Raw genomic sequence first — 18,007 nt, 5'->3', positions numbered from 1 at the left:
CTCGAGTCCGACGTCAAGCATAAAACTGTGGATTTAGGCATATATTTTCATAACCTTCCCTACATAAGGCTTCATATCGGGCTTCTCCCTAAGATACTTCTCAAGCGCCCTCCGTATTATCTCACTCTTAGTCAGGTTCTTCCTCCTAGCATACTCTTCAAGCAGCTCCAGCAGATCCTCCTCTATCTTGAAACTGACGACGCGCACGCCTCCTCAACCCCCAAACCATAGTTTATAGAGTCTTTTTTCGTGAAATACATTACTCTAATGGGATTCCAGTCTTATTCTCCATGGGGAAAGACATGGACAGATTAATTTAAATACTAGGACTACAGTATTCTTCTTTATGGGGAAAGACATGCCAACGGTTCACCTCTCACTCCCCGATAGCGTGTATAGCGAGCTGAAGAAGAGGGCTGCCGAGCTCGGCGTTCAGGTCACCGACATTATAAAGTTTTACATAAAGATGGGGCTTAACAAAGGGTTCGCCTCAGAGCCGAGCGAGGAATCTACTAAAACCCTGCTCGCTCTAAGCAGGAAGGTGGACAAGCTTGAAAAAGACTATAGGATGAAGCTCACACTCCTCGAAGGCAAGTACAGACAGATGGAAGACGCTATAACCTATCTTATAGAGAGGGTTGAGATGCTAGAGGAGACTGTAATGTCACTTAAGGCATACTCTGCGATAAGGCCTGCGAAGAACGAGTGAGGACGCTAGCAGAGAGGCCTGCAACCTAGCCTTCTAAGGAGTCTCCTGCCCCTGCTTCTAGCCTCAGCTGCTCTCAACCCAGGGTTCGATGCGAGGTCCTCCTCCAAGTTGAGCTCAGTATAGACGCACCTATCGTTGAGTATAGAGTTAGCCTCGTAGATGCTCCTACTATTGGCCACAGCGTGTGGGAGGGGAGTTAGTGACACCACCTTATCTATATCCATTATTGCCGTGGTGGCCTGGAGAGGATCTAGCTCGATAACCCTGCTACCCCCCCTTATACTCCTTCCCCCCCACTCGCCCTTGAAAGCCCAGACTGGGGCTTTCGAGGCTTCACTCACGAAATAACGCTCAATCCTATCTAGAGCCCCTGCGTCCAGTCTTGTTATGCTGGTGAAGCCCACCAACCCCCCTTCTCTGGCAACGTCGGCTATCCTCTTGAGGACGTAGCTCCTAGGTAGCTCACCGTCTACGCCGTAACCGTGTACTGCAAGGAGCTTCACACCAATGTTAACTTCCTTAAGGGACGAGAGGCTGACGGCATCTGCGAGCGGGCTCCACAGGTCCTCCTCGCAGCCCAGGGCAAGCGCGTCGCCCCCGGAATCAAGGGCTATGATAGCGTCGAGCCCGTAGAAATCCTCCAGGGTCTCGAGAGCGTTTGCAAGGCCCAAGGCTCCCCCGTCAACTCCGAGTGCCACGGCCTCAACGCCAAGCACTCTAGAAGCCCTAACTATCTGGGGGATGAACCTCACACCCCCCCTCTCAACATACTCCCAGCCCCTAACTATTGCGGCATGCTCTGCTATCTTCTGAGACCCTATTATGCTCTCCACCGGAATCGGCCCTGGGGTTGGGTCTACAACCCTCCTCTCCCAGACGATGCTGCCCAGTATAGGCCTCGCCCCAATCCTCTCCAGCCGTCTGTAGAGGTGTATGGCGCCGAGGGCATCTCCACCTCCTCCTGCACCGAAAACCAGGACCTTAGCGTCGGCGAGGTCTTCTAAATCCCCTATACGCTTCAAAGCCTCCCCACCACCGCTTGTACTCCGGTTCATAGGAAAATACATGTTACTTATAATTGAAAAATACTATCTACTCCTTTCAACAACCAGTCCGGCTAGAGTTAGGGCTATAGCCACGATCAACACCCAAACGCTTAGAGGCAACCCCAGCACAACCTTAGCAGGGCTCAGGGAGATCCCCCCTCCCATCGCCAGCTGGTAGAGGACGTTGGCAGCAACTATTAAGGGCCCCGCGGCTATGGAAGATATTGCAAAAGCCGGGTTTACCTTCAGCCCGAGCCAAGCTGCTATGGTAACGGGGGCCAGTCCAAGCAGCATAACACTGCTTAACACAGACAGCTGGACTATATAGCCTATCCTGGAGGCTGCAAAAGCAGCCATCAAAACGGTGAAGAGAGCCGCCGCCCCGTATCCGAGCCTCAGCCTCTCCCTCTCCCCTAGCCTGAGCACTAGCAACCCTATATCCCTCGAGGCGCTGCTCGCCAGGGCGAGTATAATGCTGTCTGCTGTGGAGACCGAAGCCGCCACAATACTGGTGAAAACCAGCGCCGCCAGCAGGGGGTGCGCCAGGGATAAGAGTTGGGGGGTAACCTGGTCCCTGCCCTGGGGGTCTATGTCTACTATCCCCAGCTCCACCCCCGCTCTAGCGAGAAAACCTATGGCCACAACCAGGAGAGTATAGTAGAGACCGAAGAGGGCGAAGTAGAGTATCATCCTCCTGAGGCTCTCCTCGTCCTTCGGCATATAGAGTCTCTGGACCACCTGAGGGTTGGTTACGGCGAAGAAGACCCATGGAGTCACAAAGCCTATCAGCAGGCTCGAACTCCACATCCTAAAAAGCCCTGCAGACTCCATGGCTGTGAGGACCTCGCCCGCCCCAGCCCCCGAGAACACCCTGGAGGCTAACCATAGGAACAGCAGGGTACCGGCTGTGAGCATCCACAACCCCTGGAAAGCGTCTGTAAGAACAACGCCCCTAACCCCCGCAACCAGCGACCAGGCTAGGAGGATCAACAAGGCCGCCCCAACCGCCGCTATATAAGCTCCAGTGTTGTCTGGGCTATACCCGGCTATAGCTACTATGGTCTCCGCAATACCCTTCAGCTGGGCCGATGCATAGGGTACAAGGGACACCAGGAAAACAAGGCTGGCAGCCAGAGCAACCCAAGGGCTGCCCAAGAGGTCGGCCAGCATCTCGCCAGGGCTAACCCAGCCCCTTTCCCTAGACATCCTCCAAACCCTATGGGAGAATATTGAGAGCAGCACAACAGTAGCCACAAGATAGGAGAGCTCGAAAACAAGACTGCCAATACCCGTAAAATAAGCGAGGCCTACGAGACCGACGATCATAAAGCTGCTGTAAGTAGTGGCGGCATAGGTCATAGCCGATAGAAACCCAGTTAGCCTCCTACCCGCGAGGTAGAACTCCCCCTCCCCACGAGCCATTCTCCTCCTAGCATAAACAGTTATCAAGGAGCCAAGAGCCAGGTAGAGAAGGAGGACTAGGAGGCTGACGACAACAGCCTGACCAGCCACCCTCCACCACCCCGTTTAAAAGCTAAATCCAACAGCTAAAAGATTAGTACTATAGTTTAGACGTGAAGCACGAGATAGACCGGGGCCTCGATCAGATCGCGGGGATCCAGAGCCGGGTGATAAGAAGGCTGAGCACCGTAGTAGAGTATTTATGGAATTTATAGAAAAGAAATGTGTGGTGGGTTAAGGCGGAACGCCCCCGGGCTCTCACAGCGTTCCAGCTGTTATCTTCTAAGTAGGAAGAACGCTGCTCCCAGGGCGGCTAGTACTATTATCACTGCGGCCGCTATAACCGCTGTATTCGTCTCCGTAACCGTAGTAGTCTCAGTAACTGTCTCCGTAACGGTGGCTGTCTCGGTCTCCGTAGTAGTCTCCGTCTGGGTCTTAGTCACAGTCTCGGTGACCGTCTCGGTCTGTGTTATGACCTTCTCAACCACTATGAAAGTGCCCTGAGTGAACCCGACCATAGTGGCTATTACCTTTGACACGAACTCCGGGCCGTCTAGCTGTACCCCGTAGTACTCGGGGGCGGTCATAGGCTCGTAGCCGCCGTACATGGTCTCGCTGCTGGCGAATATTAGCACGTTATCCTTAACCTCAGCCATCATCAGCGGGAAGGGCCCGGTGTTGTAGAAGTCGCTTAGGGGGTCGTAGAGCACTGCTGGGAGGCCGCCGTTACTCGGGTCCTGGTGCTGCACGCTCCTCGAGTTCTCCGTGGTCCTGACTATGACATACACATTGTCCGGCTTCTTCTCAGGCTCCTTAATCGGGTTAGCGGGGGTGCCGTCGGTGCCTATCACGAAGAGGCCGCCTGGACCGTGGAAGAGCACCTTGCCGCCGTTGGGCAGGCCTTCCTTTAGGAATGAGAAGACGCCTTCAGGATCGACGATGCCCACTACCCTGTAGGACCTCTCGGCGTTGCTCTCGTCATCCTCCACGCTGATATAATCGATCCTAATACTGCTTTCCAGAGCCTCTAGAACCTGGTTTACAACCTGCTGAGCGGTCTCGCTACCCTGGGCTGGGTAGTCGCTGTCCCCAGCCACCCAGACAGCCTTCTTCCCCTGGGAGGCCCAGCTTGCAATAGCTGAGACCTCATCGTTGGAGAGCAGAGAAGCGGCCTGGCCTATGAGCAGCACGTCCACGTCGGAGAGGTTATCCGGCGTTAGCCCCCCATACCTCTTCTCCTGGAACAGCCCGAGAATATCAGGCGTTATGTTCGCCTCCTGAGACTCGTCGGCGAGTATGAGAACCCAGATGCAGCCCGCACAGCTCGACACTATAGTGTCGAGACCCTCTGTACCCTGGCCGTGGCTAACGTCTACCGCCACCATCACTCCTCCGGGAGATGCTAGGGATGAAGCGGACATCAGTAGGGGAGCGATGAGTAGACTAGCCATGAGGATCGCTAGCACAGGCCTAGCCAATACATTCCACCCTGCCAGCACGTCCGGATTCCCATTCAAACCTCTAGGGCTAATAAGAGGGCCTCCCCCTGTTTTCAGCTGCGTGTAAAACCGGTTTTGACACGTCCACTTCAACAGGAGGCCTTCCACTATAAAGGGGTTTACTAGGAATAGGGTGAATTACGGTGTGGTGTTTGAGAACGCCCGTAGCTGGAGCTTCCCTACTCCTCCTCGCAGCGCTAGCGTTACTCGCCCCTCTAGCAAGCCCGATCCCGGGTGCTCCGGAGGCCACGGCAACTGCTGCTATAAGCGAGGCTCCCGAGCCTTGGCAGGCTGTACTCCAGTCCGTCGAAACTGAGGCCCGAATCCTAGATCCCACCTGGGCAAAGCCCCTTGCGGCCAGGCCCGGCGACTCTATAGAGGTGGAGCTTAGCACCTATGTAGAAGTAGCCACAGCGTATGTGGTTAACGTTGAGACGGGATCTAGGGTAGATCTCACGGTAGAGTCCGTAGAGAAGATGGCCGATTCGGTGTCAATAAAGGATGGCTACGTGGTGGGCGCAGCACTGGCTAGACTCTCTTTACCCTCGGACGCGGCCCCGGGCCTCTACAATCTTTACCTAGTGCTCTCCGATGGCGATATCATCTGGATGCCGCACTCCCTTATAGTGTATGACGCCCCGCCGGAGGAGCTTGTTATCCTACACCTGACCGACACGCAGCTTGGGGCTATAGACAAGGGTATATTGAACGATCTAAAGCTTGCAAGGTACGTCGCCCTTATCAACACACTCAAGTACGAGCTGGGCCTAAACCTCGTAGTGGTTACGGGGGATATTAGCGACATCGGCATCAACGTAAGCTCCTATAGAAACTGGGTCTTCGCTATGAACCAGCTGCTCGTCCCTGCGTTTACAGCGCCCGGCAACCATGACTGGGCCCAGGTTCCGGGCCTGAAAGCGTTCTTGCTCGACTTCTACGGCAAATACAACGTTCCAGCCAGATACTGGGCTGCAAAGTGGGGCAACTTCCTGTTTATAGGGCTGGACAGCCAGTCGGAAGGGTATGTCGAGCCGGAGGGCCTGGACTTCCTTGAGAACGTTCTGTCGCAGTACAGTGGAGAAAACGTGGTCGCCATGATAATGTTCCACCACCCCATATTCTCGGACCCAGGAAGGTATAAGGGAGACCCAGAGAGCTTTAGAGGAGCCCTCTACGGCAGCTGGGAATCCCACTTCGACCTAGTGGAGAGGTTTTTCGACATAATAAACAAGTATGAAATAGTCAAGGTGGTCTTCGCAGGCCATGTGCACCGGGACGCCGACGCCATCTACTTTAGACAGGACAACACTGCCGTCTACTTCATAACCACAACCACATCAATGCACGGCCACCCCCAGGGCTACTTCTGGGGGGCTAAGGTAGTTAGGGTGACGGCAGACGGTCAGGTGGAGGTTATATCGCTAGACCGTGAGTACAGGCTTGAGAAGGGGAGCATAGACACCACTGGCTTCGAGGTATACTCATCCTACGGAACCGGCGGTAAGTCCTACTCCTGGATATACAATATCGAGGACTTCGGGGTAGCGCTAGAGAGGCTAACACTGGTCTACCCCCTATCCAAGGCGGTCCCAGCGGAAGTTTACAAGAACAACCTCATAGCTGAGGGCCTCACTCCGGTAGACATCAGGATTGTGGACCAAGGGCTCTACTACCTGGGTATAGGCACGTTCGAAATAGACAGCAGCATAGGGAAGACGGTGATGTACGGCGAGCCCGATGAAACGCCGCCGCAGATAGAGGTCCAGTCTGTAGTGCCAAGCAAGCCTTTCCCAGGCTCCATAGTGACTATACAGGTGAAAGTGTCCGACGTCGGCTGGGGCATAGAGAGGATATACGCTGAGGTCCTGGGGACGGGCGATGAGGTGCCAGTGTTCTCCGGTCTAGACCCCTCAATCTACGTGATAAGAACCCAGGCGGTACCAGGCATGGAGGGCATAAAAGTGACAGCGGTAGACATTGCTGGAAACACCAGCGAGGCTGTTATAGAGCTTGAAGTGCCTGCACCCCAGACCACGACAACCACTCAACCACCCGAGACAACTGAAACTACTGAGACGGAAACGGCAAAGGAGACCGTCCCGGAGACGACAACGATGGAAGAGACGGTGGAAACAACGACAACGGGAGAGAAGACCAGCGTGACCACAACCACCGTGGAGACAGGGGAGAAAACTGCTACAGCCACAACGGTTGAGACTGGGCAAACAGTAGGCGGCGGTTTCGACAGCTCTCTCATAATACTGGGGGCTGCGGTGGCCGCTGCCATCATAATACTAGCAGCTGCTGTATACAGGTCGAGGGCTGGATAGAGAGCTTTGGGAGACAACTGGTTTATGAGAACATTAGGGCTACGGCCGCAACCGACATCAGCGCCGCTGAAACATGTTTTTTAGAGGGCTTCTCATCCTCTCCCCCTACAACCGCCGATATGAGAGCAGTGTTTACTGGGAATAGACCGAAGAGCACGGAGGCCTCAGGCACGGGTATTAGCTCTAGCGAGGAGTATCTAGACGCCTGGGCGAAAGCGACCACAACGCCTGCGGCGAGTGCTGTGTAGAGGGCTGGCCTTCCCCACGAGACCCTTCTGAGCTCGACCGTGGCCAAGGCAAGAGGGTAGGCCCCCGTGTAGGAGGCTATTACCCCCGTTATCGGGGAGTCAGCGTGGAACCCGATCCATCTAACCGCCACCGTTGTGGAGGCGAATATCATGGTGGCCGCGGCCGCTGCAAGTACTGCTCTCGTACGGCTAACGTTCTGGAGCGGCCGTCCCGACGGGTTTCTCGCCGCTATGTAGGCTGCTGTGGTGACCAGGATTAGAGCTGCTAGTACTTGGGGCCTTAGAGCCTCCCCTAGAAGCAGCACAGCCAGGAGGCTGGAGAGCATGGGTGTGGCGGACACTATAATTGCCGCGCTAGACGCTCCCAGACCGGCTACTGCCGTGTAGAAGAAGAGTCTTCCGAAGTAGAAGTGGCCGGCCCCTATGATACAGTATAGAATGAGGTACTCCACCCCGGGGAGGGGAGGCTCTCCCAGAAGCAGCGCCGCAACAGCCAGGCTCGGTATGCCTGAGGTTAGGGAGAGAAACAGTATGCCGACCGGGCTTATATCCCTCGACGCCTTTCTAACGAGCACGTCAGACACTGCAAACAGCAGGCTGGCGGTGTACGCAAGGGCGTACCCCAATAGTGAAGACACGGCTGTATCCCAGAGTGGCCTTCGCATATGTGAAAAGGTAAAATGTATAGTATCTTATAATTCCCGAGAAGTTGAGAGATGATCTGCTAAGAAGGGGTGGGGCCTGTTTGCCTCCTATAATTCCTCCTCTTCCTCCTCAAGCTCCTCCCAGAGCTCCTCCTCTTCCTCAAGCTCCTCTAGCTCCTCCTCGTCGAAAAACTCCTCCTCTTCCAGCTCTTCCTCCTCCTCTTCCTCCCAGAGCTCCTCTTCCTCCTCTTCCCTAGAGTAGACTAGTCTCTTCAATGTAGTCGCCCTCCTACCCCGGTTTAAGGGGTTATCGCCTATGATTTTAAGCGTTAAACATTGTATCAGGCGAGATTATATATAGCCGTTAGCTAATTTAGCATCCACAGCTGTTTACACAATAACCTGGAACCGGTGTCCCTGCGGGGGTGGCTCTGCGGTAGCTGCTGAAGTCTACAGTATCGGGGGCCTGGAGAGGATAGCCCTCCCTTCAAGCCTGGCCAGGGAGCTTCTAAGCGTCTGTAATAGCTGGGGGTATAGCGTCGAAAACCGCCCCTCCCCGGTGAGAGTGGGTAGTCTAGTTTTTGAGGTAGAGTGTCGAGACGGCGAGGCCATCCTGTCAACTGGGGGGTCTAGGTTCGTTGTCGACGAGCACGCAGCATCCCTCGGCGGAAGGAGCATGGCCATCGTGGATGGCCATGGCTTTGTAGGTGCTGCTGAGGCGTACAGAGGCTCATACTACAAGCTCGTCCCCCTACCCGGTGGGAAGCCTCCTACTCTTGAGATAAACGGGATTCACATGCATAGGGTTGTGGACGTCGATCCCTGGAGGGATGCGGCGTCGAAGTCTTCCCTAGTTGTGAAAAGGGGGTTCAGGGTGCTCGACGTGTGCACCGGGCTAGGGTACACTGCGGTAGCCTCACTAGATAGGGGAGCCTCGCTCGTCTATACGGTTGAGGTGGACGAGGTCGTGCTCCAGCTGGCCTCTATCAACCCATGGAGCTACCGCCTTAGGGATGGCAGGGTAAGAGTTGTGCTTGGAGACGCTGTGGAGACTGTCTCCATCTTCAGGGACTCTGTCTTCGACGCTATCATACACGACCCCCCAAGGTTTTCAAAGTCGACAAGCAGGCTTTACACCATGGACCTCTACAAAGAGTTCCACAGAGTTCTTAGGAGAGGCGGCAGGCTTTTCCACTATACAGGTGAGCCCGGGAGGATTAGGGGGCTGAACCTTCCTGGGAGGGTGGCTAGGCTCCTAAGAGAGGCTGGGTTCGAGGTCCTCGGTTTTAGGAGGAGGGCGCTCGGCCTTGTTGCTGTGAAGAGGTGAGGTCTAGCTGGCGGTAGCGGCGGGTAGGCCCGGGCTGGAGAGTACTCCGGCCTAGATGTGGAGCGGCTCTGTAACATGGTTCAGCGGCTTTCGGGTAATTACAGGGTCTTACACACCCTGCCCGAGATTATATGTGGCACCCCTAAAGATGTGGCGGAAGCTCGGGGTGAAGCATGAAGTGGTTATAGACATAGTCAGGAGGCTCGGCATAATAGGATGGGGCCCGGGCGGTAAGGCCGGGCATCAAACTGGTTATGGAGAGGAGGGTGTAGACTACGACGAGATACTGGCTAGGCTTCAGCTTACAAAGACGGAAGTCGACTCCATGAAGAACATTGTGCTAGCGGAGATAAACAGGTTCTACGACAAAATGCTGGACGCCGCTAGGAGGAGGGACTACGATGCCCTACATATACACGCGGCCGAGATCGTTTTGAAGAAGAGGATACTAAAGGCTCTAACAATGTACTCGAGGCTTATCGAGCTGGCCATAGTGAGGATACAGGACGCCAGGAGCATAGAATCCCTTGCCAAGGCGCTGGCGCCTCTCGAGTTCGCCATGAGGGCTATGGACGAGTACCTAGCGGCTACAAGCCCCGAGATAGCGGCGAGGCTAACTAGCATTGTGCAGTCGACCGAGAGGGTGGTGAGGTCTACGGCGCTTACAGTAAACAACATACCCGTCCCAGCCGCAACTGTGGAGCTAGACCCTGAGATAAAGAGGGAGATAAGGAGGGTGTTGAGCGAGGTCAGCAGGGAGGTCGACGACCTCGTCCCCGACCCCGAGCGGATCGTGGGTGGAAAGGGTGGGGACGACGATATAGACCAGAGGGTCTACGACTACGTCAAGAGGAGCGGTGGAGTGGTGAGGATAAGCAAGATAGCAGCCGAGCTAGGCGTGGAGAAGGAGGAAATCATAAAATCCCTTAGAAGGCTCCAGCAGAAGGGTCTCATACGCATTGCATCAGGCAGAGAGGCCTCCCCAGGCTAGCATGGCCGGAGAGCCGGGGGGCTTGTGAACTGTAGGGGGTGGCTTGAGTGAGGGCGGTGCCCTACCTGGAGGGTAGCGCGAAGAAGTATGCCTTAGCCGCTGTTGACGCGGAGAAGAGGGGGGACTACGAGTCCGCTATTATCAACCTTAACAAGGCTATAGAGTATCTTACGGAGATTGTTAGAAACTACCCCGACTACCCTCTAGCCCACATTTACAGGAGGCTGATAGCCCAGTATCGGAAGAAGGCTAAGGACCTCGAGAGGAAGGCGAGAATGATACCGGCGTCTGGCGATGAGGTCTACGTAGACACTAGGGGAGAGGATGGGGGTGGTGATGGTGATGAGGCTCCAGAGTTCGTGTTGAAGGAAAAGCCCAGCATAACCTTCGAGGATATAGCGGGGCTGGAGGAGGCTAAGAAGGCTATCAGGGAGGCCATAGTCTTCCCGGTTAAGAGGCCCGACCTCTTCCCCCTGGGCTGGCCTAGGGGGATACTTCTATACGGCCCCCCGGGCACGGGTAAGACTATGCTGGCGTCGGCCGTGGCCAACGAGATCGACGGAGAGTTCCTCTACGTCGACGCCGCCAACATCATGAGCAAGTGGCTGGGTGAGGGCGAGAAGAACGTTAAGAAGCTGTTCAACTACGCCCGCAAGAAGGCTAAGGAGGGGAAGCCCGTCGTAATATTCATAGACGAGGTCGACGCCCTACTCGGAGTCCACGGCTCGGAGGTGGGGGGCGAGGTTAGAGTTAGAAACCAGTTCCTAAAGGAGATGGATGGCATACAGGACAAGGGCAGCAGGCTTCACGTTTACGTCATAGCCGCTACAAACAAGCCCTGGAAGCTGGACGAGCCTTTTATAAGGAGGTTCCAGAAGAGGATCTACGTCCCCCTGCCGAGCAGGGAGACTAGGAGGAGGATGTTGGAGATGTACACCAGAAAGCTGAGGCTCTCCGGCGACGTCGACCTAGACAGGCTCTCGGAGATGCTAGAGGGGTATACAGGGAGCGACATTGCAGATATAGTGAGGGAGGCCTACATGGCCACTGTCAGGGAGCTGTTCGAGAAGGGTAAGATCGACGGGGAGCCCAGGCCTATAACTATGAGTGACTTCAAAGAGATACTCCAGAGGAGGAGGCCGAGCGTCGACCACAGGCTGCTTAAGGCTTACGAGGAGTGGACGGAGAGGTTCGCGGCAGTCTAGACTACCAAAAGACTTAAAAATACCGGGAGTGAAACTCTGTTAGTGGCCCGGCCCGGCCATAGCGGCCGGGTAACACCCGGACTCGTTTCGAACCCGGAAGTTAAGCCGGCCGCGTTGGAGGCTCCAGTGGGGTCCGAGAGGCCCTGCAGGGGCCTCCAAGCCGGGGCCGGGCCGCTACAGCAGGTTGGTGCCCCCCTCATGGCCCCTAGCATTGGAAGCCAGATAGTCTACACCCTCCTATTCCTAATCCCCCTTGGATCGGTAACCACCTACTCCTCCCTAGCAAGAGCCTCGGGGCTGCACCCTAGAGCAGTGGGGAGGATACTCGCTAGAAATCCAACCCCCATAGTCGTCCCCTGCCATAGAGTTGTTAGGAGCGATGGAAGGATAGGCGGCTACTCTATGGGCGGCCCCGAGGTTAAGGCCGCCCTCTTGAGGCTTGAGGGGGTGAGGCTAGTCCGGTCTAATGGGTCCTACCTTGTGCACCCCAGCCACATCATAGACCTGGCCAGCCTCCTGCTAGACCCTCCTGGCGATACAGAAGCTTTATCAACCGCAAAGCCTGATTAAAGAGCGGGAGCAGCGGGTGGACAAGATGGCTACAAAGGGGGGCAAGCAGTTGGTAAACCCGTTCAAATACCTTAAGGAGCATCTCAACAGCCAGATATACGTTAAGCTGAAGGATGGTAGCGAGTACGTGGGGAAGCTAGTGGCTACCGACACGACAATGAACCTAATACTGGACGACGCTATAGAGGTTGCGGATAACGGGACAAGGCTGGTCGCCAAGATCGGCAGAGTACTTATAAAAGGTAGCATGGTCGAGTTCATAAGCTTCGACGCGAGCACGGCGGCCGAGAAGGCGCTGACAGGCGTGTAATCGAAGGGGGGCCCAAGCTATCCTCCTACCCTTAAAGGAAGTCTAGAACACTCCTCCTACTACCCCTGCCCGACTTCATAAGGCTGTACGCCTTCTTCAAGTCAACCCTCCTAAACTCGAGGCCCAGAGACTCTAGGAGGCTGCGCGCCGTGTCCGAAATGTCTGGAGCCACTAGTATCCCCCTGACCCTTGCCTGCGTCGGATAGTCTCTTACATAGCCCTCCAGCTGTCTTACCGCGGACTCGTCAGCCTTGACTCGCTTGATCTCTACTATAACAATGTTACCCTCACCGTCAACACCATATAGGTCGGCCTTGCCGGTGGGCGTCCTCTTCTCCTCAGCGAAGAACCTTATATCCTCTCCCAGAAGCTCCCTCGGGTTGGAGGCCACCGCCCTTCTCAGGTCGTCCTCGGTCATGTACATCCAGAAGGCGCCCTCCTCTGGGAACCTGACCCACGCTATGTACCATACCCTGCTGCAGGTTATAGTGAGGACCTCGCGGGGCGTCCTCCGGTAGAACTTCATGGTTAGTGTGCCCTTCTCCACCGAAACCTCTGTGTGGGATGTGTTGGGCTGCCAGTTTAGGGGCCTAAACCCGCGGGGGCCGTGGAGTATGACAGCACCCCCCGGCTTGACTATGAGGAGCTTGTCGCCCTCGGTCGAGACGCTCGCCCCACGCCCCTCATACTGTGAGCTGCAGAAGCCTGCGGCAACCACCATAGAAGACCCGTCGATAAGCCTCTTCAGCAGGTCTGCAGCCTCCTCTACAGTGGGGCTTGATGCAACGCCAAACCTCCCGCCCTCCTGCTGCTCCCCAGGCACCAGCCTCCCCCAAACCCCGAGTCTATCCCACCTAATTAGGGGTCTACCCTTTTGAAGAGATTGGTGTTGAGCTATAGGCGTCTCCCGGGTGCAGCGTTATGGCTAGGTTTAGGAGGGGTTTAACGGATCTCGGCGACAGGGTTAGGAGCATCGGAGATGTCATGGAGCACCCCCTGGTGGAGCTGGGGGTTTCATACGCGGCCCTCCTGTCTGTTATAGTCGTTGTAGTGGAGTACACTATGCAGCTTAGCAGGGACTACCTCATAAGACTCTACCTTATAGATCTCGTCCTAGTACTTATACTCTGGATCGACTATGCCTACCGTGCGTACAAGAGTGGAGACCCTCGGGGCTATTTGAAGAAGACTTTCTACGAGATACCCACACTTATACCAGCCGGCCTGTTAGCGCTTATCGAGGGTCATCTAGCGGGTCTAGGGTTCTTCAGGCTCGTAAGGCTGCTAAGGTTACTTAGAATCCTGCTCATCATATCCAGGGGGAGCAAGTTCCTTTCAGCCGTAGCAGATGCTGCGGAAAAGATAAAGTTCTACCACCTCTTCGGCGCTGTAATGCTCACGGTCCTCTACGGCGCCTTCGCCATATACCTAGTCGAGTATCCAGACCCGGAGAGCAGCATAAAGTCGGTCTTCGACGCCCTATGGTGGGCCATTGTCACAGCCACCACTGTAGGCTACGGGGACGTAGTCCCAGCAACCCCCGTAGGGAAAATGATAGGCATAGCTGTAATGCTTACCGGCATAAGCGCTCTAACCCTCCTCATAGGCACGGTATCGAACATGTTCCAGAGGATAATAGGTGGAGAGCTCGAGGAGCGGTGCACCCCCACCAAGCTCGCCGAGATGGTCTCATCCATGAGCGAAGAAGAGTTTGAGGACCTCATAAATACCCTTAGAAGTCTTAGAAGGCTGGAGAAGAGACTGGACTAAGCTAGATTAGGTAATATTATATTTGGAGGAGCCTCCACCCCATCGCCCGCAGGAACGGCTCTACCTCTCCCAAGGACTATATCGACTGCTCCTCCACCGGCTGCCTCCACACGTCGTAGAGGAACCTAGAGAGGCCCCTGAGCATCTCCTCAACTCCACTCAGCGTTACGGGCCCGGAGCCCTGTGCGTAAGCACCCACACCCCCGCCGGCACCCGGGCTGGCTATCCACCCGCCCCAGCGGGATGTCCTCACCCTCCTACACTTCTCAACACCACCTTGGGAGGGAACTGCGCCAGCCAAGTGTTGAAGCAAGCTGGCCTCAGCCTCGCCTCCATGCCCGAGCTCCCGGCCCGGCAGGAAGGCCCAGTAGTTTGCCACGCCAACCACCATGGATAGCCTCCTCGACGCCTCTCTCGCCGCCGCCTCGAGCACGCTAGTGTTGCCGCCATGGCCGTTCACAACAGCCGCCCTTTCAAACCCCCAGCCCTTCAAGCTGGAGAGCAGGTCGAAGAGTATGGAATGGAGTGTAGATAGGGAGAGGCTTATGGTTCCAGGGTAGCCCGACCACTCGGGGCTGAAGCCATAGTATAGCGTTGGCAGGAGGAGGCAGGTGATACCGTGCTCGCGCTCCAACAGCTCGCAGGCGCCCCGGGCTGCAGCCTCAGCCAGGATAGCGTCGGTGCCCAGGGGTAGGTTGCAGTGCTGCTCCACACTCCCTACGGGTATCACAGGCAGCGTCCTCCCCGGAAGCTCCGCCGCCTGAAAGCTGGAGATCCTGACGAGATCTAGCGGCATCTAAACCCAGCACCCCTGAGGCTCTCTAGAGCCCTCTCAACCTCACCCCTGGGGTCATGGCTTCCTGTAATGGCCCCGCCTATGACAATTATAGAGGCACCAGCTGATGCCAGGGCTCCCGCCTCCCTAGGCTTGACACCCCCAGCCACAGCTATGGTAGCATCTATCTCCGAGGACATCCTCCTGACCAGGTCGACTCTCGAGGAGGCTGTGACCCCAAGAGCCCTCTGGACGTCTAGGCCTAGGTGTAGAAGCACTATGTGGACCCCAGCCTCCACAGCCCTTTTAGCGTCGCCCAGTGGATCCCTGCTGACGACGAGGTCGCCGTAAACGGCGAGGCCGCGGGTGCCAGCAGCATCTGAGGCCTGTTTCAGGGTGACTTCGTGGGCCGCGGCCACAACAGTGAACGCGTCGCCCCCAGCTGACGCAACTATATCCGCCTCCACGTCGCTAGCATCGGCCGTCTTAGTGTCGACAACAACCGGGGCTTCCCCCCCTGCAACACCCCTGAGCGCCGCCACAGAGTCCCTCGCCCCATAGGCCTTCAAAAGCGGGGTCCCAACCTCTAGGGCCAGCCCTCTCCACACGCCTATTCTTGAGGCCAGCGCTACAGCGTCCCAGAGGCTTGTGTAGTCGAGAGCCACTTGGAGAACGTAGCCGCACTCCGCTAGGGAGGATCCTAGCCTCCCAGGTACTCTAAGCGGGCCCGCCACCCCGCGTCTACCTCCAGTGCGAATCAATATTGTAATGTGGAAGGAATAACTAGCCTCCACATTAAGTATCTATAGCTGAGACGATGCGAAGTCTGGGGGGTGTCTTGATTTATGGCAGGGGATGTTATGGAGGTTGAGGTTGCCGGAGTCAAGTTCGTCCTCCGCAAGGACCTCAGGTACACGGAGAGCGACGAGTGGGCTAGGCTGGAGGACGGGATAGCCACAGTGGGTATAACAGACTTTGCCCAGAAGGAGTTGAAGGATGTCGTGGGGGTCGAGCTGCCCGAGAAGGGGAGGAAGGTTAGGAAGGGAGAGGCTGTGGCGACAGTAGAGTCCATAAAGGCTACCGCCGATATCTATGCCCCACTCTCCGGGGAGATAGTCGACGTTAACGAGAAGCTACTGGACCAGCCCGAGCTCATAAACGACGACCCGTACGGCGAGGGCTGGATATTCAAGATAAAAGTGGAGGATCCCCGAGAGTTCGAGACTCTCCTCACAGCCGAGCAGTATGTGGAAAGTGTGAGGAAGAGGAAGGAAGAGTAGGGGGGAGGACCCCCCCCGGCTGTTGCGTTGGGAAAAATAAAGCAGTATCGAACCTCAAAATATATGTATTGGGACCCGGGGTGGTCTCTTGCCTAAACCCGAGGTAATAGAGCACGACGTGGTTGTGGTTGGCACCGGGATAGCTGGCCTGAGGGCGGCGGTTGAGATTAAGAGGAGGTATGGGGACAAGCTCGATGTAGGCCTCGTGAGCAAGATACATTTGATGCGTAGCCACAGTATAAGCGCCGAGGGGGGGACGGCCGCTGTCATATATAAGGAGGAGGGGGACAGCTATGCTCTCCACGCGTGGGACACTATAAAGGGGAGCGACTTCCTCGCCGACCAGGATGCGGTGTGGATATTCGTCAAGCTCATGCCAGAGGAGGTCAGGCTGCTGGAGCACTGGGGTATGCCCTGGAGCAGGAGGCCTGATGGCAGGCTGGCCGTCAGGGCTTTCGGGGGCCACAGCGTCAAGAGAACACTATTCGCCGGCGACAAGACGGGATTCTACGAGATGCACACCCTCTACAACAAGCTCCTCCAGTACGACGGGTGGGAGAGGTATGACGAGTGGTATGCCACCAACATCGTGGTGGAGGACGGGGAGTTCAGGGGAGTCTTCGCCATAAACCCGAAGGACGGCGACATATACCTGTTCAAGGCGAAGGCGGGTATAATAGCGACGGGAGGGGCTGGAAGGCTCTACAACTTCGCCACCTACGCCCACACGGTAACCGGGGACGGCTGGGGAATGGCGCTTAGGGCTGGTCTCCCCCTGAAGGACCCCGAGTTCTTCCAGTTCCACCCAACGGGCCTCGTGCCGAGCGGCATATTGATAACGGAGGGTGCCAGAGGCGAGGGCGGCTACCTGCTCAACAACAGGGGCGAGAGGTTTATGCTCAGGAAGGAATGCGCCCCGAAGATGGCGGAGATAGCACCGAGAGATATAGTTTCTAGGTGTATCATAAGGGAGATACTCGAGGGCAGGGGGTTTAGGGACGAGGTCTCTGGCCTCGAGTACGTGCTGCTAGACCTTAGACACCTCGGCGAGGATAAGATAAACGAGCGTCTACCCGCGGTGAGGGAGATAGCTATAAGGTATGCTGGCATAGACCCGGTTGAAGAGCCGCTGCCTGTAAGGCCCGTCGCCCACTACACCATGGGCGGTATAAGGACTGACAGCTACTACAGGGTGCTAGACGCGGAGGGAAGGTGGGTTAGGGGCTTGTTCGCCGCCGGCGAGGTGGCGGCGGCCAGCATACACGGTGCTAACAGGCTGGGGAGTAACAGCACTGCAGAATGCCTGACTTCTGGTAGGATAGCCGGGATGCTGGCCGCCGAGTACGCGCTTAAGGCGGAGGCCAGGGGTGTGGAGCCTGAGAGGTTTGAAAGGGAGGAGAGCTGGGTTTACGGCCTGTTGAAGAGGGAGTCGGGAACCCCCAGCTACGTGATAAAGAGGGAGCTGAGGGACACCATGGGTAAGTACTTCTACGTCATTAGAGATGAAGAGGGCATGAGGAGAGGGCTCCTCACTATACTGAAGCTGAGGAAGATGTTCAGGGAGGATGTATATGTCGAGGACAAGGGGCGAATATACAACACAGACCTGATAGCAGCGCTGGAGACGGCTAACATGCTGGACGCAGCCCTGGCAGTTGCCAAGGCCGCTCTCAACAGGGCTGAAAGCAGAGGAGCCCACTACAGGGTAGACTATCCGAAGAGGGATGATGAGAACTGGCTGAAACACACTCTGGTAACCTCAAGCGGGGAGGACGACGTGAGGATAGACTACGAGCCGGTTAGAATAACTACTTGGAAACCTGTTGAGAGGAAGTACTGATT

At 56.2% G+C, this 18,007-nt stretch carries 19 protein-coding genes and 1 rRNA gene; 11 read left to right on the top strand and 9 right to left on the bottom strand.

Going from position 1 to position 18,007, the window contains the following annotated elements; translation table 11 throughout:
• Nucleotides 1-33 precede the first annotated feature (33 nt).
• Nucleotides 34-207 (bottom strand): aCcr1 family cell cycle regulator, encoded by a 174-nt coding sequence (locus tag ACAM_RS03290; RefSeq protein WP_010866106.1) that lies wholly within the window; start codon nt 205-207, stop codon nt 34-36.
• A gap of 151 nt (nt 208-358) precedes the next feature.
• Here ACAM_RS03290 and ACAM_RS03285 point away from each other — a divergent pair, with 151 nt between their 5' ends.
• Nucleotides 359-709 carry a hypothetical protein gene (locus ACAM_RS03285; RefSeq protein WP_148706383.1) on the top strand — a complete coding sequence of 117 codons (351 nt, stop codon included), beginning with the start codon at nt 359-361 and terminating at the stop codon, nt 707-709.
• A gap of 5 nt (nt 710-714) precedes the next feature.
• Here ACAM_RS03285 and ACAM_RS03280 read toward each other — a convergent pair whose 3' ends face one another.
• The 3 genes from ACAM_RS03280 to ACAM_RS03270 all read right to left on the bottom strand — a co-directional run bounded on the left by ACAM_RS03280 (nt 715) and on the right by ACAM_RS03270 (nt 4,694).
• The gene (locus ACAM_RS03280) at nt 715-1,731 is read right to left on the bottom strand and encodes a DUF1152 domain-containing protein (protein ID WP_022541381.1); all 1,017 of its coding nucleotides are present in this window, start codon (nt 1,729-1,731) and stop codon (nt 715-717) included.
• A 66-nt stretch (nt 1,732-1,797) separates the two neighbouring features.
• Nucleotides 1,798-3,267 (bottom strand): sodium:solute symporter family protein, encoded by a 1,470-nt coding sequence (locus ACAM_RS03275; RefSeq protein ID WP_022541380.1) that lies wholly within the window; start codon nt 3,265-3,267, stop codon nt 1,798-1,800.
• A gap of 224 nt (nt 3,268-3,491) precedes the next feature.
• A complete protein-coding gene (locus ACAM_RS03270; protein ID WP_022541379.1) occupies nt 3,492-4,694 on the bottom strand; it encodes a hypothetical protein in 1,203 nt (400 codons plus the stop codon).
• Between the two features lie 164 nt (nt 4,695-4,858).
• Here ACAM_RS03270 and ACAM_RS03265 point away from each other — a divergent pair, with 164 nt between their 5' ends.
• The gene (locus ACAM_RS03265; RefSeq protein WP_148706381.1) at nt 4,859-7,045 is read left to right on the top strand and encodes a metallophosphoesterase family protein; all 2,187 of its coding nucleotides are present in this window, start codon (nt 4,859-4,861) and stop codon (nt 7,043-7,045) included.
• A gap of 22 nt (nt 7,046-7,067) precedes the next feature.
• Here ACAM_RS03265 and ACAM_RS03260 read toward each other — a convergent pair whose 3' ends face one another.
• Nucleotides 7,068-7,931, bottom strand: a complete 864-nt coding sequence (locus ACAM_RS03260; RefSeq protein ID WP_158318588.1) for a DMT family transporter — start codon at nt 7,929-7,931, stop codon at nt 7,068-7,070.
• Nucleotides 7,932-8,045: 114 nt separating this feature from the next.
• Nucleotides 8,046-8,213, bottom strand: coding sequence for a hypothetical protein (locus ACAM_RS08390; RefSeq protein ID WP_022541376.1), 168 nt, complete (start codon nt 8,211-8,213; stop codon nt 8,046-8,048).
• Nucleotides 8,214-8,502: 289 nt separating this feature from the next.
• On the opposite strand from ACAM_RS08390, the gene ACAM_RS03250 reads away from it, so the two are divergent.
• The 6 genes from ACAM_RS03250 (at nt 8,503) to ACAM_RS03225 (ending at nt 12,340) form a co-directional block, all read left to right on the top strand.
• Nucleotides 8,503-9,264: a methyltransferase gene (locus ACAM_RS03250; protein WP_148706379.1), complete on the top strand. Its 762-nt coding sequence runs from the start codon at nt 8,503-8,505 to the stop codon at nt 9,262-9,264.
• Between the two features lie 166 nt (nt 9,265-9,430).
• Nucleotides 9,431-10,255: a hypothetical protein gene (locus ACAM_RS03245; protein WP_022541374.1), complete on the top strand. Its 825-nt coding sequence runs from the start codon at nt 9,431-9,433 to the stop codon at nt 10,253-10,255.
• A 47-nt stretch (nt 10,256-10,302) separates the two neighbouring features.
• The gene (locus tag ACAM_RS03240; RefSeq protein WP_022541373.1) at nt 10,303-11,460 is read left to right on the top strand and encodes an ATP-binding protein; all 1,158 of its coding nucleotides are present in this window, start codon (nt 10,303-10,305) and stop codon (nt 11,458-11,460) included.
• A 48-nt stretch (nt 11,461-11,508) separates the two neighbouring features.
• Nucleotides 11,509-11,629: ribosomal RNA gene (gene rrf, locus ACAM_RS03235) — 5S ribosomal RNA — on the top strand.
• 29 nt (nt 11,630-11,658) lie between these two features.
• On the top strand, nt 11,659-12,030 hold the full coding sequence (locus tag ACAM_RS03230) for an MGMT family protein (protein ID WP_082398346.1): 372 nt from the start codon (nt 11,659-11,661) through the stop codon (nt 12,028-12,030).
• A 25-nt stretch (nt 12,031-12,055) separates the two neighbouring features.
• Nucleotides 12,056-12,340, top strand: a complete 285-nt coding sequence (locus ACAM_RS03225; RefSeq protein ID WP_062662566.1) for a U6 snRNA-associated Sm-like protein LSm6 — start codon at nt 12,056-12,058, stop codon at nt 12,338-12,340.
• A 31-nt stretch (nt 12,341-12,371) separates the two neighbouring features.
• Here the strand turns inward: ACAM_RS03225 and nucS are convergent, their stop codons facing one another.
• On the bottom strand, nt 12,372-13,163 hold the full coding sequence (nucS, locus tag ACAM_RS03220; RefSeq protein WP_022541370.1) for an endonuclease NucS: 792 nt from the start codon (nt 13,161-13,163) through the stop codon (nt 12,372-12,374).
• A 98-nt stretch (nt 13,164-13,261) separates the two neighbouring features.
• Between nucS and ACAM_RS03215 the strand changes: the two genes are divergently transcribed.
• Nucleotides 13,262-14,110 (top strand): voltage-gated potassium channel, encoded by an 849-nt coding sequence (locus ACAM_RS03215; RefSeq protein ID WP_022541369.1) that lies wholly within the window; start codon nt 13,262-13,264, stop codon nt 14,108-14,110.
• A gap of 76 nt (nt 14,111-14,186) precedes the next feature.
• On the opposite strand, the gene ACAM_RS03210 is transcribed toward ACAM_RS03215, so the two are convergent.
• Together ACAM_RS03210 and ACAM_RS03205 are read right to left on the bottom strand one after the other, a co-directional pair.
• The gene (locus ACAM_RS03210; RefSeq protein ID WP_022541368.1) at nt 14,187-14,906 is read right to left on the bottom strand and encodes a creatininase family protein; all 720 of its coding nucleotides are present in this window, start codon (nt 14,904-14,906) and stop codon (nt 14,187-14,189) included.
• Nucleotides 14,897-15,619, bottom strand: a complete 723-nt coding sequence (locus ACAM_RS03205) for an orotidine 5'-phosphate decarboxylase / HUMPS family protein (protein WP_022541367.1) — start codon at nt 15,617-15,619, stop codon at nt 14,897-14,899. Before ACAM_RS03205 ends, ACAM_RS03210 begins: the two co-directional genes overlap by 10 nt.
• 111 nt (nt 15,620-15,730) lie before the next feature.
• Here ACAM_RS03205 and gcvH point away from each other — a divergent pair, with 111 nt between their 5' ends.
• Together gcvH and ACAM_RS03195 are read left to right on the top strand one after the other, a co-directional pair.
• Nucleotides 15,731-16,165, top strand: coding sequence for a glycine cleavage system protein GcvH (gene gcvH / locus ACAM_RS03200; RefSeq protein WP_022541366.1), 435 nt, complete (start codon nt 15,731-15,733; stop codon nt 16,163-16,165).
• Nucleotides 16,166-16,253: 88 nt separating this feature from the next.
• Nucleotides 16,254-18,005: a succinate dehydrogenase/fumarate reductase flavoprotein subunit gene (locus ACAM_RS03195; protein WP_022541365.1), complete on the top strand. Its 1,752-nt coding sequence runs from the start codon at nt 16,254-16,256 to the stop codon at nt 18,003-18,005.
• Nucleotides 18,006-18,007: the final 2 nt, after the last annotated feature.

This window comes from Aeropyrum camini SY1 = JCM 12091 (genome assembly GCF_000591035.1).
In the GTDB taxonomy this organism is placed as follows: Archaea; Thermoproteota; Thermoprotei_A; order Sulfolobales; family Acidilobaceae; genus Aeropyrum; species Aeropyrum camini.
This window is presented reverse-complemented; position numbering and strand designations above follow the sequence as displayed.